The sequence below is a fragment of the Shewanella sp. c952 genome (assembly GCF_019654975.1).
GTDB lineage: Bacteria > Pseudomonadota > Gammaproteobacteria > Enterobacterales > Shewanellaceae > Shewanella.
This window is the reverse complement of record NZ_BPEW01000001.1, coordinates 249,006-272,325: the sequence shown is the minus strand read 5'-3', so window position 1 is coordinate 272,325 and position 23,320 is coordinate 249,006. Positions and strand designations below refer to the sequence as shown.

The window sequence follows — 23,320 nt, the reverse complement described above, 5'->3', positions numbered from 1 at the left end:
CAGTCCAAGGACCCGGTATGACTTTTAGAAACACCTTTACTTGGGTCCTTAGTGCCCTTGCCATATTGCCACTGTATGCTGCAGCCAATATCGATATTACAGATGCACCATCACGACCTAAGAATATGATCATCATGGTCGGCGACGGCATGGGTCCCGCTTATACCAGCGCCTATCGTTACTTTCAGGACAACCCTGATACCGAAGAGATCGAGCAGACTGTATTTGATCGCCTGTTAGTGGGTATGGCATCCACTTACCCCGCGAGAGAAAGCGGCTATGTAACCGATTCAGCGGCATCAGCTACTGCACTTGCCACTGGGTTTAAAAGCTACAACGGCGCCATCTCAGTCGATACCAATAAGCGACCATTGACCACCATCATGCAGATGGCAAAAGCGCGTGGCATGTCAACAGGTGTAGCTGTGACTTCACAAGTAAACCATGCAACACCAGCAGCCTTTTTAGTGCATAACGAAAGCCGTCGCAACTACGACGCAATTGCCACCGATATGCTGCAGTCTGATGCTGATGTCATTTTAGGTGGCGGACAGAAATACTTCTCTGAAGCGCTACTAGGCCAGTTTGAAGCCAAAGGCTACCAACATATTAATGACTTGGCACAGCTTGAATCCATTACCAAACCCAAAGTCATTGGTCTGTTTGCCGAGGTGCAACTACCATGGGTGATTAACGATACAGACCCGAATACATTAAGCCGTCTGACCCAAAAATCTTTAGAGCTACTATCGCAAAATGATAAAGGCTTTGTACTATTGGTTGAAGGCAGCTTAATCGATTGGGCTGGACACAATAACGACATAGCTACCGCCATGGCAGAGATGCACAGCTTTGCCAACGCGATGGAAGTAGTCGAGCAATATGTTCGCCAACACCCAGATACCTTACTCGTCGCAACTGCGGATCATAATACTGGTGGCCTCTCTATTGGTGCGAATGGCGAATATGCTTGGGACACCGAGCTGCTTAAAGGCATTAGCGCTAGCCCATCAAACATTAGCGTAGCAGCCATTGCCAATGAAGAGTGGCAGGCAGGTGTAAGCAAAAGCCTTGGTTTTGATTTAACAGCCGAAGAATTACAACAGTTGAGTAATGCGCGCATGCAGGGCAATGAAGCATTGCAAATAGCCCTGAAGAAGCTTATCGATATCCGCAGCCATACAGGCTGGACGACAAGTGGCCACACCGGCAGTGACGTGCAAGTCTTTGCTGTAGGCCCAGCCGCCGATCTGTTTAAAGGCAATCAAGACAACACCCAGATAGCTGAAAAGATGATGAGTCTGCTGCCAAAGAAAGATTAGTCTAATAACAATCTAAAATTAAGAATAAATGTCAGTTAATTTTTGTGGTTAGCTGGCATTTTTATATTGGTGCAATGTGCATATTTAGGCCAATTGGGTATAATTACTGCCACTTAACATCCAACCTTGAAAACTCATGCTAACCAACGCTTCGCAAGTCCTTCTTAGAAATAGTGATTTAGTCAAAGACCAATCTGTATTAGTACTCAACTACGAAGGTGATACACTTCCTAAAGCGCTGTTAGATAGCGCGTCGAGCGTAACTGCCTTAGCATTGGATTTTCATCACCACCTTATAATGCAGCCCTACGCAGCCAAAAATCTGCAATTGTATTTTGGTCATCAACTGCCTAGCCAAGAGTGCTTTGATAGCGTCATAGTCTATTTTCCAAAAGCCAAAGCACTAGCACCGTATCTATTCAACCTAGCGGCGAAACACCTTAAACCTCAAGGACAGCTCATTGTTGTTGGTGAGAATAAAGGCGGTATTAAGTCATTACCTAAACAACTCCCTGATTACTTCGACAAAGCATTTAAAACGGATAATGCCCGCCACTGCATCGTATTCACCAGTGAGCTAAATCGACCAGCACCAGAGATAAAACTGCAAGATTGGTACAGCAAGTATCAACTGCAAACACCACAAGGTGAGATCACTATCTGTAACCTGGTAGGCGTGTTTAGTGAGAAAAAACTTGATGAAGGCACTAAGTTACTGCTCGAAAATCTGCCGAGAATGCAAGGTAATGTGCTTGATTTTGGCTGTGGTGCAGGGGTAATCGCCGCAGCATTACTAACGGCACAACCGACACTCAAGCTTGATTGCGTCGACATTAACGCGATGGCTCTAGCCTCTTGCGAACTAACAATGCAAGCCAATGGACTTAACGCCAATGTATTTGCATCTGACGGCATGGCGCAAACCAATCAGCACTACAATGGCATTATCTCTAACCCTCCTTTTCATGACGGCTTAACCAGTACCACCAATATTGCGACAGATTTCGTCAAAGCCAGCGCGGCCAATTTAGTACGGGGAGGGTTGTTCCATATTGTTGCTAACCGCCACCTCCCCTATTCGGATTGTATCGCTGAGAACTTTGGCAAAGTGAACGTTAGTGCCGAAAATAATCGCTACAAAATATACTCCAACACAAAACGTTAAAGCAGAGTATTAAAGTATGCTTTGAACCTCTAACCAGCTGATTATTCTGTAATCAATATTGTGTTACATATTCACTGATATCTTTGTCAAATATTGTTAATTTAATATTTCCGTATACGGATATTATATGCTTATAATCAAAGGTAATATCTCTTATAAAAAGAGTAAATACTAGGGGTTTGCATGCTGCATCCGGAGCTTATAGAGTTAGGTGTTGACGGTAAAAAAGCCGTATTAACACTCATTCCCAATACCCATGGTCCTTTAACTGAAAAGGACATTGTGGAGCTATTGGCATTTCCCGACTTTAGCGCCCTATTTCCACTCAAAGAAACGATAAGCAAAGCTGTTATCCAGATAAACCAATTATCGGGTACTGATGACGGCCAGTTTGAACAACGTTTTGAAATCGCTGAGCGTCGCGATGCCGTAATCAGCTTTGAGTTCTCCGATGACAAAATGCAAGCTTCAATGACATTGACCGCAGCGTATGGCGGCCAAACGATCACCTTGAAAGATATCCTGCAAAACTTAAAATCGCAGCATATTAAACTTGGTTTAAGTAAACCCAAAATAGAACTATCGTTAAAGCAATTAGCCAACCTTTTACCAGGCGATGCCTGCTCTAATATTATCGCCCAGGGTCGTATGCCCGTTCATGGAAACACTGCCAGCGTTGAGCGCAAAGTCATGCTGGCACGAGAAAGGCTATTACAACCTCAAGAGAACAGTGACGGCAGCGTTGATATGCGCAACCTCGGCTCGGTCATCATGGTAAAGGCCGGCAACGCACTTATTTTGAAGCACCCAGCGACTGCTGGAGTTGATGGCTACAACGTCTTTGGCGACAAACTGCTTGCTAAGCCAGGCAAAGATATAAAACTACTTGCTGGTGAGGGCACCGAGTTTTGTACCAATAACCCTAACCTGCTTATCGCAAGCGTTGCAGGGCAACCGGTAGAAACCAAAAATGGCATGCAAGTTGATGACGTACTGCAGATAAAAGATGTCAACGTTGGTTATGGCCATGTCGACTTTAAAGGCAGCGTGTTAATTACCGGTGATGTTGGCGAAGGTATGGTGGTTAAAAGCAGCGGTGATATCACGGTGATGGGCTTTGTGGATTCTGCAACCCTAATTGCACAAGGCGATGTTACTGTCAGTAAAGGCGTTATTGGCCGTCAGCTAAAAGACAATGCGCTTTCTACCACACTCAAAGCTCAAGGGCAGATCAGTGCTCAATTCGTTCAATACTCAAATCTTGAAGCCACAGGTAATATTCTTGTAACCAAACAACTCCTGCATAGTCATGCTAAAACTAAACAACAGCTAATAGTTTGCGATGCGAGCGGTCGCCGCGGCGATTTAGTCGGAGGTAAAGTCGAAGTCGATAAAGGGGTGAAGGTCGTTGCCATTGGCGCAACTGCAGGCACAAAAACTGAAATCTTCTGCGCCATGCATATTAGCGAACACAAGCATAACCTGGTTCAGCTCAAAGAGAGCATTACCTCAATGAGAGTCGCAATAAAAAATATTGAAGGACAGCTAGGTAACCTGCCGCCAAAAGCGCAATGGCAAGACGACGAAATGATGGTCGAGCAAGTCAAAGGTATGCTAGAGGAGAAACGGCGAATCATCAGCACATTGAGGGAGGAAGAAACAGAGTTTGAAACGACTAAGCAAGAAGTTGAAGGCTATTACAAAAACTACCGTATTGATGCATTAAAACATGTTTTCGCCAATATCGAGATCCATATTGGTGGCGCGTTCAACCGAACTCAAAGAGAACATGGTCCCTGCTGTATCACCAACTGTAATCAAGAGATTGACTACGATTACAGTATTAAAAAATAGCCCGACAACTGACAGGTTTACAGCCATTGCCTAAGGGTGATGGTTAGCGTCATAATAACGTTACTTTAAATCGTTGAGATATGACGTGGAATTATTGAAAATTGACTGCCTAGGTAAGCCGCTTCGCTTAGAAGGCTCATTGGCAGGCTGGCAACAACTGTTTTGGGGCGACGCCTTAGTCTCGGTTATTCAAGCAAGTAGCGACAACGAAGGCTTAAAAAGCCACTCTTTTGAGCTTAATACTGCAACTCCTGCCACAATTGATTCACCAGATGAAGCCCCACATAAAACCATAAAAATCACTTTAGAAACGGATTTACGTTGGCAGCCTTTTGTCATCGATTACCGCCTGTTGCAAGATGAGAATGTCATCGCTAGCGGCAAGCGCAACACTAAAGATATTGAGCAACAAGTCCCAACTGTCGCTATTGTAGAAAAAAAGCAATTTAGCATGATCGGCCTTGCATCTCTGGGCTTTAAGCTATTAAAAAGCGCCAAGGTGATTAAAGTCGTATTAGCTGGCGCCAGTGTAGCCGCCTACTCTTGGTTGTTTTCATTTCAGTTTGCTCTCGCGCTTATTGCCTGTTTGGTATTCCATGAATATGGTCATATTCGTGCGATGAAGTATTTTGGCATGAAAACAAAAGGGATCTACCTCATCCCCTTTATGGGCGGCTTAGCCTTAAGTGATGAGAAAATAAATACTCGCTGGCAAGATGTAGTGATCTCAATAATGGGGCCTACATTTGGCCTATTCATGTCAATCGCTGCGCTGATTGCCTATTGGGTAACAGGTAATATCTTCTTTGCCGGATTAGCGGCCTTTAATGCATTGCTGAATCTGTTTAACTTGTTACCGATATTACCCCTTGATGGCGGTCATATTCTCAAAAGCATCAGCTTTTCGATGAACAGCGTTATGGGGCTTGTTGCATGTATTGCAGGCGCAGCAGTTGGCGTCTACATCAGCTATAGCCTTGGCTTGGCGCTGTTAGGCTTCCTGCTACTCATTGGTAGCGCTGAAATCGTCTTTGAATGGAAAGCCCGTCATCAAAGTCACTTACTGCCACTTGATCGCTACGGTCAAATCTTCTCAGCAGTATGGTATTTCCTCACAGTTGGATGCTTGATTGGAATTATCTGGTACCTGGCTGGTAGCGGTGACGATATGCTGCGCTTACCATTAAAGATATTGCAGAGCTAAATATGTATTTATGAGCGTGAATCATCACGCCCAACTAGCTAAAAATCAAGCAACAAAAATCCAATCCATGGCTCAAATTTGGCACTCCATGTTTGCCGCCTCCAGACTCATATGATATGAAATAACAAAGAAATTATTTTGTATCAAACATGAATATTGAACGGTTAGATTATCACTCTTTAATTGTATTCGAATCCGTGAGCCGGCATTTAAATGCTGGCTTAGTCGCTAACGAATTAGGTATGAGTATTTCGTCGGTAAGTCGGCATCTCGGTATATTAAGAGACATCTTTAAAGACGTACTATTTATTCGTCGAGCTCAGGGTTTCGTGTTAACGGATAAAGCGATACAGGTTTTACCCTGTGTTAAGCAACTTCTACATGGTTATCAGGTTCTCCAGCACAACCATACTCAATTCAATCCCCTAACCGCTAAGGGGCATTTTAAGATCTATGCCTATAACGAATTTACCTACGTGATAAATAAAGTCATCAATGAATTCGTGTTACCAAAAGCTCCAAATTTAACATTCGAGATTAGAACCCTGTCCAGCGACTGCAGCCGAGCCATCGAACATGGTGAAATCGATTTTGCCGTGGTATACGAAAATTTTAAAGAGCATAAAATCATCAATGAAATGCTCTCCCCGACTGAAGAGATTTTTTTAATCGCCAAGACTGGGCACCCTGTATTTAATGATGAGCTTACTGTCAATAATCTATGTCAGTATGGTTATTTTGCATTGGATAATTTTAATGACCTCTGCTCCCCAATACTGGAGCAGATAGCGAGAAAACAGGGAAAGAGTCTACAAATAGTTGGTGCTACAGATAATATCGCTGCATTGAGTCGTCATATTATCGATACCAATTCAATTTCGATGAGCTGTAATGTCTTTACTCGTGAATACTATGACTTAATTCCAAATATACAAACTTGCACCCTACCCCATGATCTTACCGAACAACTACTTGGTATGATCAACGTAGGGCGCAGAGTAGGAAATTATCTGATTTACTCCGAAATTAATCAATCAGCGACTCACCACTGGCTCAAGCAGCAACTGTTTAACAACATTAGAGATGAGTGGTACTTGGCACTGAAGTTTTAAACCTGCTAATGCTGGCTTTATAAAAAATCCTCTACTTATCCTTTAATCAGATAAATAGAGGTTATAGGGTAAAAGGTGTTGAAGAGCCGACAGAATGGAGGGGAACAACGTATCCGCCAGCTAAGCGCACAACAACTCACTCCTCAATGTAGAAAAAGATAAATATTCACTCATTATCCCGAGTTCAGGATACATGTTTACAGCTCAGGCCAACCTCATTACCATTACCGATAACGAGGAGGGGCCTAGCGTTTAATCAGTTATTTTTATACTTTCTTGAGCCCTACGGGAACACCATGCCTCGCCGTCGAACCGAAGGTTCTATCACGATAAAGACTAGCGCCTTTACGAGTTGGGTCGACTACGTTAAACGCATTGGGGCAGATCCCTGTACCGCGTTCTTTGATCCCTGGACGTACCAGGCCATCGACCTCAACGGCACTGGCACCGAATGCGGTATGGCCATAACCCATACCGACGACGATAGTGCTCCGCGCAACCGTTTTATCCGCCTGAACGATCCCTTCTAAGTATTTGCCCTTAGGTGAGAGAATCTGAGCCTTATCGCCAGATTTCAGGTTATATTTAGCTGCATCATCCTGATGTAACTGAATATAGTTTGTATCTCCTAAAGAAGTAATGCGAGGCAGGGACACTGAATAGGGGCTACGCAGGTGCAACTTAAAGGTTGAGAAGTTAAACGGATAGTCTTGCTCATTCCAGTGATCTCGAACCGATGAACCATCCCAGAAACGATCAACATCGTAAACAGGCTGACCATCATTGAACTCTCCCGTATAGGAGTCCTTTACTCTGGCTAATGATTCGTTGTAGATCTGAAACTGAGTATCCATCCGCATCGCCGCGTTGAAAAACTCGCCTTCATAACGCTCATCGACACGCTCATAACGTCCACCACGAGTCAGCATAAACGCTGTTGGTCCAACCTCTTGCGGCTTCAAACGTGCTTCGAACATAGGTAAAGCACGATCGACACTGGTGAACTTAATGTCCTCTGTTGTAGGCGTTGGTAATACCGTGCCTGTATGTGCGATATTTGCAAATAAGGGGACATAGAAATCAGCCGGCGTATTCAGCGGGTATGATTTACCTGCAACATCAGTAAATGCGTTATCGCCAAATCCCTTTAAGCCGATTGCTTTACTGACGTCGATGATGAACTGCTCCATATTGACGTGCTCACCTTTAGCGGTTTTAGCGGTGCGCGCTTCGACAACCGGAACACAAGCCACATCACCAATATATTCGCTGCCCCACATACGTGAACTTGCCCATGCCTCATATTGAAGCGTATCCGGGACAATATAATCTGCGAAAACATTGGTTTCGTTGATATAAGGGTCGAGCGCAATGATCAAGCCCAGTTGCTTAGGATCTTTGATGGAATCTTCAACCTGATCCTGCAGACCTGAGCAACCGTAAATTGGGTTGGTAGACCAAGTTATCCAGGCCTTGAAGTTAAACGGGTTTTTATTGGCATGGGCAACCAGCAACTCACCACTGTTATCTTGCACAAAGGTGTTGTTCCATGCCTCATTTGCAGGGTATGGATTCAACCCTTGCGCCACTTTCTGCTGATACTCGTGGCTCTGTTCATAATCACCGGAACGCTCGGCATTAAATCCGACTACCTCAGTATGTTCAAAGTCCATTAAGTTATACAAGGGGCCGTCATAGATGTCATACATGGCGGCATATCCCACCCCGCCCATATGCATCATGCCGCCCTTAGCATTGTGCGCGCCGACCATAGTCGCCAGCATAATCATCGCAAAGGCAAACTGACCGCCATCGGTAGCGTTGCAGCCAGTATTGGTTTCAATAGAGACACTGCGACCATGGGAGGTAAACTCCTTAGCCAGCTCTTCTATCTTGGCTGGCGGGATCCCACAGCGCTCCGACAGATCTTGCATGGAGTGACTGTTGACGCGCTTTTTAAGCAGTGAAAACGCCGTTTCAACCTGCACTTGTGAACCATCGCCTAAGGTAACGCTGTCACTATAGAATAATGCTGCCGCCTGCTCACTATCTCCCGTGACCAGTTTACCGGTTTGTTTATCTATCACCATCTTCACTTCTGCGTCGCCTAATCCACAGGCCTCTGCAGTCAGAAACTGGTTATAAAGAGGGTTTTTTTTATCTTTTACCACAAGGTAGGTGGCGTTGGTGTAATTCATCTCACCAACGGCGCTGGCACTTGCCTGGCTAGGCGCTTCCAGATAAGGCCTGCGATACCGCTCATGGTTAATGATGTACTGCAGCATAGCGAACATTAACGCGGTATCACCACCAGATTTGATCGGTAGCCATTCGCCATTTGTGGTATCTGTTTCCGAGGTTAATGAACGCAGAATGGGATCGATGACCACATATTTAAAGTCATCACGGTCGCTACGCGCCTTAGATAAACGACGAGAGCCTACATTCAAACCATTACCACTGGTCCCAGGATTAGTGCCGATGAAAATAGCAAACTTTGACTCTTCATAATCGGCTTGAGGCAGCGCCATCTCATCGACAGCGTCGAAGCAACCCAAGGCACAGCCCGCAACCTGTTGGTGGCCACAGTAAGAGTCCTTGGTACCGATATTGGGTGTCCCCCAGGCATCATAAACAAAGCGATGCATAAAATCGGCCCTCGCACCTTGCTCAGATGACGTTGAAACCAGCAACTGGTTTTTAACCGGACCAAAATCAGGGTAAGCCGGGTTGGCTAATGCCGGGTTAGCGTGGATCGCCTTCAAACCTTCGACATCACCCTCACCGAAGAGATCGCCTCCATCAATGACCTCTTGTAGCAATTGTTCATAGGAGATTGTTTGCCACTTGTTTTCACCACGATTACCGACACGTTTCATACAAGAGGTTATTCGGTGTTTATCATCGAACGCATCGGGAACCGCATTACCACGACCACAAAGGGTTGCCCGATTGCTTTGACTCATACCACTGACCGCAGAGAGCTGGAACATGGCATCTTTAGGCGCTGTTTCCATTGTCATTGGTTGACCGGCATTATTGGTCAAGGTATAAGGGTTACCCACGGCGCGTAACACCTTGTCGGTCTTATTGTCGATACTCAGCCGCGCACCACAGACATTGAAGCAACCATAACACTTGGAAAACGCGAAGCGCTGATCCTGGTTTTCAATCATCTTATTGTCCGCATCGAAGCGATACTCTGGTGTTAATGAAGTGGGTGCATACTTATTAATATCTGCATCACTCGTCTTACTATCAGCCGAACTCATAACGTTGGTACTTGCCGTACCCGCTGTCATCACTGCGGCGACCGATCCCGCCTTTAAAAAATTTCTACGATCCATGATGCTACCTCTGCCACAATTGAGGAGAATGTATACTGAACGCGGTGTTGCTCTCTTCTTGCGTTAAGCCAATATAAAAAACATTAGGTGAAGTCTGTTTGCTCGCCTGCAGCACCATAGGGTTACTCTGGCTCAGCAGTTTGGATATTTCACTATTAACATCGTTAATATCACCAAAGACACGTGCACCACCGGTACAAGTCTCTACGCAGGCAGGTAGCAAGCCTCTGGAAGTACGCTGAATGCAGAAGTTACACTTATCTACGGTACCCGTGGTTGAGTTAGTGAAACGAACCCCACCGTATGGACATGCCTGGATACAGTAGTTGCACCCTATGCAAAGCGTTGAATCCACGACGACAATGCCATCTTCTTCACGCTTGAATGTCGCGCCAGTCGGGCAAACAGACACGCATGAGGGGGTCTCACAGTTGTTACACATGATTGGCAGATTGAATGCGTACTGTTTATCACCAATTTCCGCACTGGTTTGAATAACCTGGGTGCGATGTTCATCGGGTTTGGTACCATTTTCCATGCCACAGGAGACAACACACGCTTTACAACCATTGCATCGGCTAAGATCGATCACCATAGCCAGACGCTTTTTACCTTGTTGACGAATCGCTGCAATCGCGTTGCCCGCAGGCATAAACATGACCCCAGTTGTAGCAATTGCACCGCCAGCCAATAGTTTGAGGGCTCTTCTTCTATCTAGCATCGTAGACTCCTAATAATACTGACCCGCGAGTAAAACCGAATAGCGCAAGCAAAATGCACCAATTAATATCAACACAGCTAACAGATACTCTTTGCTATGAGACACCGCTGTCTTACCAATGATTGACGTTACGTTCAGCAATAATGGAATGATTAATCCGATTAAAACAGCACCTATCCACCAAATAGCACCGGCATCACTTGAGATAGAAAGAAGGTTGTCTATTCCATTGAATATACTGATGTTGCGAATCGAGTAGGCAAACACACACACGGTAAGTAACTCGAGCGCCAACAGTGCTGAATCTGATTTAGCGAAGGAGTGGTTGACATCGGTTATCTTGAGACGGGTTTTAACCATCAATATCACAGCGGCACCACAAGAGAGGGCCGACAATAAAAATATCACCACCAGAATACTGTTTGACCAAACCAAGTTATGGTTGATATCACCAATAAGTAATGCGGTATATGAAGCAACGCAGATAGACAAGATGACATTAATTGCGGCAAAGGGGCGGCTATAGGCAAGCTGATTACCTTTCGCTCTAAATGAGAGACAAAAGAGCGAGGCAAAGACAATCGCCAACGTCAGCAACCAGGTACCAATGCTCATCATGGAGCTTGGCTCAAAGGTCATAAACAGGCGATAGAAACGAAAGAATTTACTCATATCACCATGAGCAATCCCGTATTGGAATGAGGTGAGATCGAATACGATCATTCCCGTACCAATAATTAATAATAGTGTACCCAAAATGGCGCTCATTTTTGCCGTATCTAAGTGATGCGGCACTTGAATTTTATTAGATAGCACGAGACAACCACTAATAAAAAGTGCTCCGGCTCCGGCTCCGGCTAAAAACAGATAGGCTGCGACTAGCAACCCCCAATGAACTTCGTTCATAAAAATCCCTTATTATAATATTTATACCTTTATTGACGACTTCTTATCCATACCTAATCGAAACCAAAGGTAAGTACAATTAATGAAGACAATAACTAATAACCAAATTAAAACCTGGCCGTTGACAAAATAATACATAGCATTAATAAAAACTAAAATAGCACTAAGTCACACAAAGTTATAAAATATGAATTCAATTTGTTATTTTTGAATCCACCCATATTTAACACATTTCGATAAATACATTTCCCGAAATACAATAAAACCACACCGAAGACTAAAAATCGTTAAAACCAACGACATGAAGCAAAAATAAAGATTAAACTTTTTCATGATAAATAAGAATTTATATTTACAACCATATCCATAAAAGCAGAAAATGCATTTATCAAAAAATAAAAATAAAAACAAAAATCACAAATAAATATAAAACTGCAAGCGTTTCTATATTTTCACAAATCAACTTATTCAAATAAACTAAAAGATTGTAAAGTAAATAGCGAAAACAATTACACAAAAATACACATACTAACTATCAAATAGACAAACTATTTAATATAAGGGTTAATGATGAAAAAATTACTATTAACATCGTGCATAATAGCAATTGCTATGAGTGCCAGTCAGACCGTCGCTGCCGAAGAGAGCCAATTTACGACATCAGGAGTGATGATGGGGTTGAGCAATTACCTCTGGCGTGGGCAGACAATTAGTGATGATAAGCCATCGCTCCAAGCCGATCTTATGGTGGAACACGATAGTGGGTTTTATTTAGGAACCTCATTTGAGACCTACCGCTATGAGGATGAAAATGATGTAAATAACGACTATGAAATCGACTACTACGGCGGTTATTACCAAATGGTTAACGATAATTTAGGTTTCGGTTTCAATGCCATGAAGTACACTTACGGCGCGGGTGGATATAGCGTCGAATATGCACTGTCAGTAGATTATCAGGCAATGAATCTGGCAGTTAATTACGATCAGGATGTAGAAGCTTGGTACACCGAACTGAATTACTCATTCCCACTATTTAACGACAGCACCTTGGTAGCACATGCGGGTCTATTTACCGATGCCGAAGCCTATGATTTTAATGATAATGGCATGGTGGCTGACACGGCCTACGACGTCGCCCTGCGTTACTGTTATCCGCTGCTGTCACAGCTTGATCTGATGCTTGAAGCCAGTTATCACGAATTTAACGATGACCACTATATGATTGGAATAGCGTATAACTTCTAATCTTATAATTGATATGTTTGGTCCTAACATAAAGGTTAATGGAGTCTATAAAATAGATTCCATTAACAACATACTCATAGTAACTTATCGAAACCATGCTAATTCACTAGGCGTAATGGCCAAAATCGAAGGAACTATTTGGTCGCTCTGTGATCTGATCTTATAAGTACCAACACGAGACAGGCTACATGGGCAAACTCAAGCACCAATAATTAACTGAAACACCAGTTTGCACCGCATATTTAGTAACCAATAAGATATCGTCTTAAATTTTGTGGTCCACGATGTGGGATCACTACTGTCGCCAAATTACTCGATTTTCCCTACGGCAGCGTCATATAGTCATTAAGTACTAAGCCATCGGGCGTTTTAATTCGAAAAAGCTCGGTGGGCACCAATTTGCTTTTATCTATCCAATTGAGACGACTAAACATATGCTCTGCTTTATTGGTTTTCGTATCGTATAGATAGAACTCGCTAGGGTTGCGATCGCCTGACACATGCAGCACGGCTTTATGCCTGTCAGCGATTATGCTCACCATTAAATGAGTTAACTAATTTTTGGTGTAACTGATTTTTCGGCGAGTCTTTATTGATAAAATGAAAACTAGGGTAGTCCTCATAGATACGAACCCCATATACTTGATTCAGATCAACACGCAATACAACTGAAGGCTCAGCAAGCACACTCTCGTATAACAGTGTCGACTCTATATTGTGCTCATACAGGCCTTTAGGTTCGCCCTTTTTACTTTGCATGATATCAACGGTTTTATTGTCTTCAGCAAAAACCAAACACTTGAAACTCCCCTTCAATATCCTCACTAAACTTCTGCTAATCTTTACCTTTACTGTAGCTAACTTGGGGGAGAGCATTGTCGTTAACGCCAATAGATAAACGTGGCGTACTAGCGTGATCAACTAAAAAACTATCGTAAGCTATCGACGCTTTTTTAATTCGTCTTTCTCAACCGTTATAAACATAAAGTTTCACTGCTTGCGGGATAGCACTACGGGTCTTTGACAACGTACGTTTTCAATAAAAACATGCTTATCATCACCCTCGAGATTAGCCAGAAGAAGAAGCCCATACTCAGTTCCAAATACAATGCCAGGTTTAGAGCGATAACCAAAAATCATTTTCCTTTTCTTGCCATCGTAATTCACAGCGTAAAGCTCACCCGCAGCGCAGGATGCTCAAATTGACCACTGACCAGCTCAACTTGAGCGACTAACCTTTCGTTATAACCCAGTATATAGTCTCCAGTTTGGTCACGCTTGCCGCAAAGTACAGTGTAAGTGATTTGTTCTTAGTATCAGTCTCTAGAAACGCCAACGTCTTACGCCCTTCGGTATTGATTAATACAGCAATGTACTTACCGTCGGGACAAATTTTGACATCATAAAATTGTGGATGCTTGGAAAACTCTTCCACCGTCATCGCTTGTGCTGATAGCGACAGCATGGCTAAGGCGGTAAACCCAAGAATATTTTTGATTAGAGATACATTACATTCCTTTAAATAGATTCCTATATAGCAATGACACTATCGATATCAAATCTGATATTGGAGGAATTTATCATGATAAAGTGGTCACTTGCATAGGATGCATGACAAGTTGAACAGAAGTAATGTGGGTCACTAGTCAATATTAACTAACATGTGCAGATGCATTCAATGGCAACTTAAACTATTAAAATAGTAAGTTGTTAGCAGTTGGAAAAACCAAGAGTGAGCAAGCCGTGAATTTCAGGCACAAAAAAACCGACTTAATGTCGGTTTGATTATTTCTCTTTAAGAGAAATGGTACCTGAGGACGGACTTGAACCGTCACTTCTTTCGAAATCGGATTTTGAATCCGACGTGTCTACCAATTCCACCACTCAGGCTTTGTTACTCGACTCAATGAGGTGGACCTCAAGGAGTGAAGCGAATTATACCTTCGGATATCGTAATGGCAAGCACTTTGATTTGACTTTCTTATCAACTGAACAAAATTCAGCCTCAGTCGCGAAAAATGCGCTAATTCCAGCAACCGAATTTACTTTAGCGAATGTAAGCATTAGCAAAGTGTGATCAACGCCATCTTTATTAACACTTGCGCAGCAAAATACCAATAACCACTCTATAACTTGACCAAGATCAATTACGCCAGGAATGCAGAGGAGTACTTTAACTGTGAACTAAGAAGAAAGAGGATTTCGGACATGGCATTCTGGTTAGATTTGATGTTTGGCAACGCTATCGGCTTGCTATCAATGATAGTAATTTTTAGTACGATAGGTATCGTCTCCTATCTAATGTGGATGTTCTATACCAAGTCTGCGGATCCTGAGAGTTAATCTCCAACGTTCTATTAATGCAGGGGGCTATTTGCCCCCATTTTTTTGTCTGTTTTTTCACTATTAAACGAACAGAACCAGCCACAGCTAAAAAGCTTAAGCTGCGTGTTTACGCGGTGTAACAAAACTATTAATGAACTGCGGGCGAGCTTTAATCAGGTTTTTCATCTCTTCAGGACTAGGCTCTCCAACCGGAAAGCGCAGCACTTGACGATTTAGATACTCACGAGCACGCATCGATATTTTGAAGTCTGCGGTTGAACCTTGAATAGCATAATGCTTTTGATTACCAAGGTGCTCCAGTATTCCCGTTTTAGATAAGCTCTTCACTGCTTGTTCAGCTTCAGGCAGAGTTAAAATCGTTTCCCCCTGCAAAAAAAACTCTCTCAATAAAGCACGCTCCGTAGGATCTAGTAGCTTCACCTTCTCTTCAATGACTTCAACTGAGCGTTTATCACTTAAATAACCAATGGCTTCATCAAGGAAATAGTTAAGGATCTGCGTCAATAAATATGCGGCGCCGATAATTAAACCTAGACCGATTAGATTGGCATGTTGCTCTGAAAATTCAGCAAGATTAATTGAGGCAAGAAAATTAACTGGCGAGAATAATAACGCAGTACATGCCAAAGAAAGCCACAGCATTGCATTAAAGATCAATTTTTTAATTGATTTACCAGTAAAAGAAAGTGCATTGAGGTTAATTTTTTGCATTGCCAAATCCAGTGTCAGAATTCTGTTCCTAACCAGACAAAAGCAAAAACAATGCCAAAGATCGCGTCAAAAAAATAAAGATCAAAAAGTTAGCTTGTTAGTGAGTCGACCGTCAGAACATCTGCCCTAACGGATAGGTTACTCAAGCAATGATTATGACTCACTGCGTTGTGCTTTAGCTGCAAGCTTGCTTAGGACTCTACTAACCGCAACAAAACCAAATGTACCAGTGACAACCGTTACCGCACCAAAGCCTGAGGCACAATCCATGCGCATGCTGCCGTCTGCCGTTGCCTTGGTATTACAAACTGAACCGTCGGCTTGAGGGTAAACTAACTGCTCGGTCGAGAACACAGCTTCAATGCCAAATCGACGCGCTACATTTTTAGAAAAATTATACTCACGTCTTAGTAAATTACGTACTTTAGCAAGTAAAGGATCTTGGTAAGTCTTGGCAAGATCGGTGACTTGTACCTGGGTTGGATCGCTTTGCCCACCCGCACCACCAACAGTAATAATTGGCAGTTTTTGCCTTTTACACCAAGCGATTAATGCCGTTTTGGGTTTGACTGCATCAATACAATCGATCACATAATCTAAGTCGCCACCCGCTTTCTTTCCTAGAAAATATTCCGCCAAGTTATCTACGGTAATAAAGTCTTCAACCTCATTCACCATGCACTCTGGATTAATCTGCTTTAATCGTTGTGCCATCACTTCGACTTTAGATTCACCAATCGTCTCTTTTAACGCATGGGCTTGACGATTAGTGTTAGTCACGCAGATATCATCGAGATCGATTAAGGTGATTTGACCAACGCCACTTCTCGCTAAAGACTCCGCCACCCATGTACCAACACCACCAATTCCAACAACCACAACATGAGATTGAGCAAAACAATGAAGCGCTTGTTGACCGTATAAACGACCAATACCAGCAAAACGATTCAGGTAGGCGTCTGACAAAATTTGATTATTCAAGGTAATACTCAATCTGGAGGCGTAATAGATAAAATGTGATGGTCAATTTTATATTAATTCTTCTGAAAACTCTAAATTATTACCTGTAGCAATGAAAGCTATGTAAACGATTTAAAGCAAAAAACAGTGTTTCGAAACATCCCTGTAATCAACTATCTAATTTAAATTAAGTAACTGTTTAATCTAGGTAAACAACTATGATTAATATCACACATCATCCGCAAAACTTGACCAAGATCACACTTATAAGTTCCCTTTCATTGCAGTATTTCTATCGACAAATACAGCTTCACCTTGGTTATTCAGCCGGTTCAATAACCGAGATGGCAGCCCAAACTTAGAATAGCTTCAAGCTATAGGAAGATGAAAATGAAAAAAACTGTTCTGTCCGCCACTATTATCTCAGCACTGACTGCCACCTCTTTTACAGCACTAGCTGATGGCCCGAACTTTTATGGTCGTGCTGACCTAGCAATCACCAATTCAGACATGGGTCTCGCCACCCAAAACCAAAAATCTGGCACTATCATTGAGAACAACTTCTCTTGGTTAGGCGTTAAAGGCACTGAAAAAATTAATGACGAGTTAGAAGTTGTCTACAAAATGGAGTTTGGCGTAAGCAACTTCGACAACTCAGGTGACACATTCGGCGCACGTAATACCTTTTTAGGTCTTAAGTCTGCAGCAGCAGGTACTATTCTTGTGGGTCGTAACGACACCGTTTTCAAAGCCGCTGAAGGCGGATTTGACTTGTTTGGTAATACTAACTCAGACATCGATCTATTAGCTGCGGGTCAAACACGTAGTGCTGATGGTTTTACTTACTACTCACCAAAAATTGCTGACCTCGTTACCTTAAATGCAACTTACTTGATGGATGATAACTACGATCAAGTTGATACTGATGGTGAAGAAAAGTATACCGACAATATGTACGCACTGAGTGCAACAATTGGTGACAAAGCGCTAAAAGCGCAGAACTACTATGTATCAGCGGCTTACAATGACAGTATTGAAAACATTAAAGCTTACCGTGGTGTTGCTCAAGTTAAACTAGGCAATGTTATTCTAGGTGGTTTCTACCAAAACAGTGAACATGTTGACAGCAAGTATGCCAATCTTGAAGGTGACACATATTTCGTCAACGCGGCATACGTGATGGGTAACTTAAAACTGAAAGCGATGTACGGTAGCGATGATTCCGGTCTAGGCAAATACGTCAGCCGTTATGTTGGTAATGTCGATGGTGGTCTAGAAACCGTCAGCAACGTCGATATTCAGCAGTTCAGTGTTGGTGCAGATTACCGCTTAAGCAAGAACACGCTTATTTATGGACACTATACTAAGTATGACGGCGACATGATGCTGAGCAACATTAAACAAGACCTTGGTGATGATATTGTTACCATAGGTATGCGTTTCGACTTCTAAGCTTTTAACCTGCTCAACAAAAAGGCAGCTTTGGCTGCCTTTTTTATTGTTCTTATAAATGAACAGCCTCACCCGCACACAACATAAACGCAACATTCCGGCTACTTCACTCCATTTTGACACGATAACGGCCACACACTCATTTTTAACATTGTAAACTTAGCCATTTCTCGGCTCAGTTTTGGCTTATTCCTGACAATTTAAGACAACATCATTCCCACATAAAAGCGCCACAAATACTCCTTTAGGGATAGTTTATGACATTGAATTCTGTATATATTGCCATTTAGATAACGAAAAACCCTCAAGCACCACAAAAAAGCAGCAAATCTACGGTGGAAAAGTAAAAACTTGATCTAGCCCACAATTTGAAAGCCATAAAACTGTAATATTTGCACCCACAATTGTTATGAGCTCGGATGCTTGTAACAAAAACAAAAGTTTATGTAAAAAACCATAAGAAACGTATAAGAACTTAGGTTCTGGGAGCAAATGAAATGAAAAAGACACTAATCTCTGCATCAGTGGCATCAGTTTTAACCCTAGCTTCTTTCGGCGCGCTAGCCGAAGGTCCAAGCTTTTACGGTCGTTTAGATCTATCAGTAACTAACTCAGATACTGGTGCGACTACACAAAATGGTAAAGAAGGTACTGTTCTAGAGAACAACTTCTCTCACCTAGGTGTTAAAGGCAGCGAAAGCCTAACTAGCAACATCGACGTTATCTACCAAATGGAGTTCCAAGTAGAGAACACTACTAACTCAGGTGAGACGTTCAAGGCTCGTAATACTTTCCTAGGTCTTAAATCTCAAGCTGGTACTGTACTTGTTGGACGTAACGACACAGTATTCAAGCAAGCTGAAGGTGGTGTTGACGTATTTGGTAACACAAACGCCGATATTGACCGTTTAGTTGGTGGTCAAGCACGTAAGGGCGATGGTATCTGGTACTACTCGCCAAAAATTGCTGACCTAGTGACGTTGAACGCTACGTACCTAATGGAAGACAACTACACTAACGAAGCTAACGAAACTTCTTACGAAGATCAGTACGCACTTAGCGCGACTATCGGTGACAAGAAGCTTAAAGCACAGAACTACTACGTAGCAGCTGCTTACAACACTATCGGTGGCATCGATGCATACCGTGGTGTGGCTCAAGTTAAACTAGGCGATTTCAAAGTAGGTGGTCTATTCCAAAACACTGAAAGCCAAACAACTGAGCAAGAAGGTAATTCTTACTTTGTAAACGTTGCTTACAACCTAAACGGCGTTAACCTTAAAGCTGAATATGGTAAAGACGAAGGTGGATTTGGTAAGTTCTACCAAAACTCTGTACCAAAAATTGCTGGTGACAAAGTAATTGGAACTGACATTGATGTTCAAGTTATCACTGTTGGTGCTGACTACAAGATCTCTAAATCAACTATGGTATATGGCCACTACGCTATGTACGAAGGTGAGCACAAAGTCGCAGGTAATAAAGTTAACCTAGAAGACGACAACATCTTCACTGTTGGTGTTCGTTACAACTTCTAATTTAATGAGTCATTAGACTCTTGAATCATAAGTACAAAAAAGCGACCTGAAGGTCGCTTTTTTAATGCCTGAAATAAGGTCAAGTGAAGACTATTATCCATCAATAGATGCCGATAGCTGAAGTACCAAGGCCGTCGCTACATTGATACAAAAATAAAAGATGGTCAGTGACGTGACTATCTTCCTCAGCTTTCACTGCTCTTATCCTGCTTATCCGCTGTTAGCCTTTTCGGGTTAACTTATAAACTGACTCAGTTAACGATGACACCTGTTTTTTGACAAAGCGCGGGTTGTCACTCAGTACATCTTCATAGGCTAAACGCTCAATCTCGAAATCAGTGCTCATATTGGCTGCCACCCAATCATCGGATACCGCAAATGGTGGGCCATTTAGCTCTGCTTGCGGGTAATCTAGCGTCACAAGCAAGCCAACACTGCCTGCTGGGATCAGGCTGGCAAGCTGCTTTGCGTATTGCAATCGCATCGTTTCAGGCCAAGCAATTAAGGCTGCTCTGTCGTAAAAAGCACTGGTTTTGGCAAACTCTGTACTATTAGTATTTTTGAGGCTAAAAATATCACCTTGATAGATAGTGATCTGCTCAGTTGAATAACGCTTATGCTCACCAATTTGTTCTACGCTATGAGTAAGGTTATTTTCTTGATAGAACTGGGATACCGCAAGTTCATTGAGCTCACAAGCCAGCACATCGTGGCCTTGCTCAGCCAAAAAACACATATCAAGAGACTTACCACAAAGAGGGACAAAAACTTGCGATTTTGCGGGGAGTTTTAGCTGTGGCCAAAACTGAATCAGTAGCGGGTTAACAGCGCTTAGATGAAAACCTATCTGTTGAGCGTCCCATTTTTCATGCCAAAAGCTTGGTTGCATTGCTAAAATCCTAGAGCGTTAGAGTGGGCTTAAGCAGAATGCTATAACAAAGGCATTATCCCTTAATTAAGCGACTTCTGTTAATACCGAATGAGCAACACTCTAAAGCCAACACCTTCATTTAGCAAAAGGAAAAATAAACGCTAATGCTTTAGCTTGCAGGAATATCTAACGCTTTTTGTACTTTCTTAAGCCAAGTACAATTCTCGCACTCACACTGGCGGCGAGATAAATGGTGTGGACTCAAGCTTGAATCAATAAAATCCACAGCAACCAGTAACTGTTGTTTGAGCTCTTCGGCTGTCTTTTGATCCACCGCAACAGTCTCATCGTTATGGTTCATCCAGGTGCACTCCATCCCTTGATGACAATTGATGCACTGCATGTCTGTATGATTAAAAAAACCAGCGTGAGGACATTGGTTTAGCTCCATTGACTGCAAAATCCGCTGCCGAGGATACTCGAGCAATTCGATTAACCGTGACTTATCTAATCCTGACATATAATCACCTTTGTGCTGATTTAACTTATAAAACTAAGTTGATATCTTCTATATTAGTACTGACTTTAAGACTACCTTTCTCTTATTGTTACAGAGTTGATATACATCAATATCTCATCCAAAAATATTGGTTAGGTGTGACCCACTTCCCCCTTTTAAGTGTCAGTTTTTTAGTTAATCAGCTTGGACTATCTTTGCGAATGTTGATTTAATAACAACATTAACGAGGAGAGACAATTGCAAACCCAAGAACTTCAACACTTTTATATCTCAGAAGAGCAATCAATCTACTTGCTCGCGGCCAATGACGCCCGCAAACACCGTGCTTGGATAAGGCTGTGTAAGCAGCAGCTGAGTAAGTTAGGTTATAAAGAGTTTGAAATGGTTGGTAAAGGTGCTTATGGGTTTGTATTTGCAGGTGTTAACGCCAGTGGCGAGGCTCATGTTTTTAAATTCTCCCGACTAACACTGCCGCAGCACGTGCAAGACAGGCTTGAAGAAGAAGCGTTTATGCTTTCTCAAGTTATCCACCCCAACGTACCTCCGGCCATTAAATTCCAGCATGTAGGAAAGCAGGGCATTCTTGTTATGGCAAGAGCGCCTGGTGAAGACTTAGAACAACTTTGTCTGCGTATCGGTGCACTGCCTGTTGCCATGGTAATGAATATCGCCCGCCAACTTGCAGCAATACTGAAATACTTGCATAACGGTCGGCCACTGATCCATGGCGATATTAAACCCTCAAACCTGGTTTATGATGTTAAAAATCAACACTTGTCTTTAATTGACTGGGGCTCAGCGGTATTTGCTCAGCGCGACAATGACGGCAACCCAGTTAATGGCAACGTCATGGATTTAATGTCCAGCGATCATCAGCACACCAATGCACGTATGGGTGATGTGTACTTTATCGGCGAAGAGCAACTCAATGGCGCGTTGTCGAGTCCGCGTTTTGATGAGCAAGGCGTGGCCGCAACACTTTATGCATTGGCATCAGGTCAAGCTAGCCGATTCGGTAGTAAAGTTATCCCCGCCACCAGCGTAGGCTTACCCATTGAACTTGCTAAAACCTTGGATGGCATGCTGAGCGACGACCCCATGCAACGAAAACAGGCTGGCGATTATTTTCTTAAGAGTATGGCTCACAGCCATAGATTGCATCTGCCAGAGATCGACAATGGACCGCTTATCGCCGAGATCCCAGTTTGGGTGCTTGCTAGTAATAAAGAGGTAGAAACCGTTAGCTATAGCTCACGAAAATCATTCCTCAAAGAGCATAATGCCGATGATCCCATCGCCAAAATGGACGACCTACAACTCGAAAAATACTACCGTAACTTTATGGCTGGCATGGGCGATACTGAAAAAGGCTTTATCGCATCAGTAGGCCGTTTAGCGCAATACGACATCGTGGGTGGTTTAGCGATTCATTGGCGTGAAACCGGCGTGTTTATCGATTCGAACCTAGCACTGTATAACGACAGCCAAAAGCAGGCTTTGACAATTGCAGTCAACAATATGGTGACTCTCGCCCGTGGTATTCATCGGATCGGGGTGTTTAAAGCATGCTTCTTTAATGCAAGAGATACGCTGCATATTGAACGAGAAGATAGTCAGCAACCCTTTGTGATTAGCAGTGAGCTACAACTGCCTTTTGAAGTTGGCGATGTACCGTCTTTAGAAGATCGCTCAAGACTACACTCCTATTTTGAAGATGGCCGCGATCCTGAAGAAAATTTAGAGCTGCCAAAAGAGATCATGACAGAGCTCGCCATCATCAACCAAATTCACCATACCGGCTGTATTATCTTTGAGGCTTTGCCAAACCATATGAAGATCCACAGCTATTTACGTCTGTTAAACCCGAGGAAACAAGCAGCTTTTAGAGGTTGTTTAGACCGTATTTTAAGTCACGTTGATAAGATACAAGGCAAAGGGGTGTCGGGTTTTATGAAGCTTCCCTATAAAAACACCCGTAAATTTAGCCACCTTGAGCGTAAGCCCGATAACTTTTATCCGCGCAACCCAAAACAAAGCTAAAGC

At 42.9% G+C, this 23,320-nt stretch carries 19 protein-coding genes and 1 tRNA gene; 10 read left to right on the top strand and 10 right to left on the bottom strand.

The features are described from left to right. Positions 1-17 precede the first annotated feature (17 nt). The 5 genes from K5R16_RS01115 (at position 18) to K5R16_RS01095 (ending at position 6,657) form a co-directional block, all read left to right on the top strand. Positions 18-1,322, top strand: a complete 1,305-nt coding sequence (locus K5R16_RS01115) for an alkaline phosphatase (RefSeq protein WP_220735701.1) — start codon at positions 18-20, stop codon at positions 1,320-1,322. Positions 1,323-1,458: 136 nt separating this feature from the next. Further along, on the top strand, positions 1,459-2,487 hold the full coding sequence (locus K5R16_RS01110; RefSeq protein WP_220735700.1) for a methyltransferase: 1,029 nt from the start codon (positions 1,459-1,461) through the stop codon (positions 2,485-2,487). A gap of 183 nt (positions 2,488-2,670) precedes the next feature. Next, positions 2,671-4,341 (top strand): DUF342 domain-containing protein, encoded by a 1,671-nt coding sequence (locus tag K5R16_RS01105; protein WP_220735699.1) that lies wholly within the window; start codon positions 2,671-2,673, stop codon positions 4,339-4,341. Between the two features lie 85 nt (positions 4,342-4,426). Continuing rightward, positions 4,427-5,545, top strand: a complete 1,119-nt coding sequence (locus tag K5R16_RS01100) for a site-2 protease family protein (protein WP_374758364.1) — start codon at positions 4,427-4,429, stop codon at positions 5,543-5,545. 149 nt (positions 5,546-5,694) lie between these two features. Next, on the top strand, positions 5,695-6,657 hold the full coding sequence (locus K5R16_RS01095; protein ID WP_220735697.1) for a LysR family transcriptional regulator: 963 nt from the start codon (positions 5,695-5,697) through the stop codon (positions 6,655-6,657). A 266-nt stretch (positions 6,658-6,923) separates the two neighbouring features. On the opposite strand, the gene K5R16_RS01090 is transcribed toward K5R16_RS01095, so the two are convergent. The 3 genes from K5R16_RS01090 to nrfD are packed head-to-tail and all read right to left on the bottom strand — an operon-like array spanning position 6,924 to position 11,631. Further along, a complete protein-coding gene (locus K5R16_RS01090; protein WP_220735696.1) occupies positions 6,924-10,004 on the bottom strand; it encodes a molybdopterin-dependent oxidoreductase in 3,081 nt (1,026 codons plus the stop codon). 4 nt (positions 10,005-10,008) lie between these two features. Further along, positions 10,009-10,725: a sulfate reduction electron transfer complex DsrMKJOP subunit DsrO gene (gene dsrO, locus K5R16_RS01085; protein WP_220735695.1), complete on the bottom strand. Its 717-nt coding sequence runs from the start codon at positions 10,723-10,725 to the stop codon at positions 10,009-10,011. A gap of 9 nt (positions 10,726-10,734) precedes the next feature. Then, positions 10,735-11,631, bottom strand: coding sequence for an NrfD/PsrC family molybdoenzyme membrane anchor subunit (gene nrfD / locus K5R16_RS01080; RefSeq protein ID WP_220735694.1), 897 nt, complete (start codon positions 11,629-11,631; stop codon positions 10,735-10,737). A 567-nt stretch (positions 11,632-12,198) separates the two neighbouring features. Between nrfD and K5R16_RS01075 the strand changes: the two genes are divergently transcribed. Beyond that, positions 12,199-12,879 carry a TorF family putative porin gene (locus K5R16_RS01075; RefSeq protein WP_308440777.1) on the top strand — a complete coding sequence of 227 codons (681 nt, stop codon included), beginning with the start codon at positions 12,199-12,201 and terminating at the stop codon, positions 12,877-12,879. 522 nt (positions 12,880-13,401) lie between these two features. On the opposite strand, the gene K5R16_RS01070 is transcribed toward K5R16_RS01075, so the two are convergent. The 3 genes from K5R16_RS01070 to K5R16_RS01060 all read right to left on the bottom strand — a co-directional run bounded on the left by K5R16_RS01070 (position 13,402) and on the right by K5R16_RS01060 (position 14,769). Further along, complete coding sequence (locus K5R16_RS01070) at positions 13,402-13,674, bottom strand: hypothetical protein (protein ID WP_220735692.1); 273 nt, start codon at positions 13,672-13,674, stop codon at positions 13,402-13,404. Between the two features lie 436 nt (positions 13,675-14,110). Next, positions 14,111-14,344, bottom strand: coding sequence for a hypothetical protein (locus K5R16_RS01065; RefSeq protein WP_220735691.1), 234 nt, complete (start codon positions 14,342-14,344; stop codon positions 14,111-14,113). A 340-nt stretch (positions 14,345-14,684) separates the two neighbouring features. After that, positions 14,685-14,769, bottom strand: a tRNA-Leu gene (locus K5R16_RS01060). A 318-nt stretch (positions 14,770-15,087) separates the two neighbouring features. Between K5R16_RS01060 and K5R16_RS01055 the strand changes: the two genes are divergently transcribed. Next, complete coding sequence (locus K5R16_RS01055; RefSeq protein WP_079891968.1) at positions 15,088-15,222, top strand: DUF3149 domain-containing protein; 135 nt, start codon at positions 15,088-15,090, stop codon at positions 15,220-15,222. Positions 15,223-15,318: 96 nt separating this feature from the next. Here the strand turns inward: K5R16_RS01055 and K5R16_RS01050 are convergent, their stop codons facing one another. Together K5R16_RS01050 and tcdA are read right to left on the bottom strand one after the other, a co-directional pair. Then, positions 15,319-15,936, bottom strand: a complete 618-nt coding sequence (locus K5R16_RS01050; protein WP_220735690.1) for a superinfection exclusion B family protein — start codon at positions 15,934-15,936, stop codon at positions 15,319-15,321. A 153-nt stretch (positions 15,937-16,089) separates the two neighbouring features. After that, positions 16,090-16,917 carry a tRNA cyclic N6-threonylcarbamoyladenosine(37) synthase TcdA gene (tcdA, locus tag K5R16_RS01045; RefSeq protein WP_220735689.1) on the bottom strand — a complete coding sequence of 276 codons (828 nt, stop codon included), beginning with the start codon at positions 16,915-16,917 and terminating at the stop codon, positions 16,090-16,092. A 369-nt stretch (positions 16,918-17,286) separates the two neighbouring features. Between tcdA and K5R16_RS01040 the strand changes: the two genes are divergently transcribed. Beyond that, positions 17,287-18,348 (top strand): porin, encoded by a 1,062-nt coding sequence (locus tag K5R16_RS01040; RefSeq protein WP_220735688.1) that lies wholly within the window; start codon positions 17,287-17,289, stop codon positions 18,346-18,348. 497 nt (positions 18,349-18,845) lie between these two features. Further along, positions 18,846-19,886 carry a porin gene (locus K5R16_RS01035; protein WP_220735687.1) on the top strand — a complete coding sequence of 347 codons (1,041 nt, stop codon included), beginning with the start codon at positions 18,846-18,848 and terminating at the stop codon, positions 19,884-19,886. Positions 19,887-20,106: 220 nt separating this feature from the next. Here K5R16_RS01035 and K5R16_RS01030 read toward each other — a convergent pair whose 3' ends face one another. Together K5R16_RS01030 and K5R16_RS01025 are read right to left on the bottom strand one after the other, a co-directional pair. Beyond that, positions 20,107-20,775, bottom strand: coding sequence for a thiopurine S-methyltransferase (locus K5R16_RS01030; RefSeq protein WP_220735686.1), 669 nt, complete (start codon positions 20,773-20,775; stop codon positions 20,107-20,109). Positions 20,776-20,926: 151 nt separating this feature from the next. Further along, positions 20,927-21,277 (bottom strand): hypothetical protein, encoded by a 351-nt coding sequence (locus K5R16_RS01025; RefSeq protein ID WP_220735685.1) that lies wholly within the window; start codon positions 21,275-21,277, stop codon positions 20,927-20,929. Between the two features lie 237 nt (positions 21,278-21,514). On the opposite strand from K5R16_RS01025, the gene K5R16_RS01020 reads away from it, so the two are divergent. After that, complete coding sequence (locus tag K5R16_RS01020; protein ID WP_220735684.1) at positions 21,515-23,317, top strand: protein kinase; 1,803 nt, start codon at positions 21,515-21,517, stop codon at positions 23,315-23,317. The last annotated feature ends 3 nt before the right edge of the window (positions 23,318-23,320 follow it).

Excerpts from the sequence above, each read along its gene's own strand:
- K5R16_RS01115 (WP_220735701.1), top strand. The coding sequence starts at position 18 with ATGACTTTTAGAAACACCTTTACTTGGGTCCTTAGTGCCCTTGCCATA.
- K5R16_RS01110 (WP_220735700.1), top strand. The coding sequence starts at position 1,459 with ATGCTAACCAACGCTTCGCAAGTCCTTCTTAGAAATAGTGATTTAGTC.
- K5R16_RS01105 (WP_220735699.1), top strand. The coding sequence starts at position 2,671 with ATGCTGCATCCGGAGCTTATAGAGTTAGGTGTTGACGGTAAAAAAGCC.
- K5R16_RS01095 (WP_220735697.1), top strand. The coding sequence starts at position 5,695 with ATGAATATTGAACGGTTAGATTATCACTCTTTAATTGTATTCGAATCC.
- K5R16_RS01090 (WP_220735696.1), bottom strand. The coding sequence starts at position 10,004 with ATGGATCGTAGAAATTTTTTAAAGGCGGGATCGGTCGCCGCAGTGATG.
- dsrO (WP_220735695.1), bottom strand. The coding sequence starts at position 10,725 with ATGCTAGATAGAAGAAGAGCCCTCAAACTATTGGCTGGCGGTGCAATT.
- nrfD (WP_220735694.1), bottom strand. The coding sequence starts at position 11,631 with ATGAACGAAGTTCATTGGGGGTTGCTAGTCGCAGCCTATCTGTTTTTA.
- K5R16_RS01075 (WP_308440777.1), top strand. The coding sequence starts at position 12,199 with ATGATGAAAAAATTACTATTAACATCGTGCATAATAGCAATTGCTATG.
- K5R16_RS01065 (WP_220735691.1), bottom strand. The coding sequence starts at position 14,344 with ATGCTGTCGCTATCAGCACAAGCGATGACGGTGGAAGAGTTTTCCAAG.
- K5R16_RS01055 (WP_079891968.1), top strand. The coding sequence starts at position 15,088 with ATGGCATTCTGGTTAGATTTGATGTTTGGCAACGCTATCGGCTTGCTA.
- K5R16_RS01050 (WP_220735690.1), bottom strand. The coding sequence starts at position 15,936 with ATGCAAAAAATTAACCTCAATGCACTTTCTTTTACTGGTAAATCAATT.
- K5R16_RS01040 (WP_220735688.1), top strand. The coding sequence starts at position 17,287 with ATGAAAAAAACTGTTCTGTCCGCCACTATTATCTCAGCACTGACTGCC.
- K5R16_RS01035 (WP_220735687.1), top strand. The coding sequence starts at position 18,846 with ATGAAAAAGACACTAATCTCTGCATCAGTGGCATCAGTTTTAACCCTA.
- K5R16_RS01030 (WP_220735686.1), bottom strand. The coding sequence starts at position 20,775 with ATGCAACCAAGCTTTTGGCATGAAAAATGGGACGCTCAACAGATAGGT.
- K5R16_RS01025 (WP_220735685.1), bottom strand. The coding sequence starts at position 21,277 with ATGTCAGGATTAGATAAGTCACGGTTAATCGAATTGCTCGAGTATCCT.